This is a genomic window from Thalassotalea coralli, from assembly GCF_055786205.1.
In genome coordinates, this window is record NZ_JBVVBK010000039.1 from 1 (window position 1) to 255 (window position 255).

Annotated in this window: 1 protein-coding gene; it reads left to right on the forward strand. The window is 45.1% G+C overall.

Going from position 1 to position 255, the window contains the following annotated elements:
* Window positions 1-255 (forward strand): Ig-like domain-containing domain (locus tag ACOB80_RS20955; RefSeq protein ID WP_473167806.1); only part of this gene is annotated, 255 nt, incomplete at both ends.

Sequence of the window (255 nt, forward strand, 5' to 3'; positions counted from 1 at the left end):
CGAGTGCTTATCTGCCGAGTAACGGTTTAACCAATGTGTCGCTGAATCCGACTATGCGTATCGTTTATAACCAGGATATGGATGAGACTACCATTACCGATGAATTTATTGTGATGCGTGACAATGACGGTAGTGCCTTCCCAGCAACGGTAAATCTGGCGGATGATCTGCGAACGGTAGAAATCACACCACAGTCACTCTTATCGGCCAACAGTTACTATTATGTGAGTCTGTCAGGTAACATTCTGGATACAG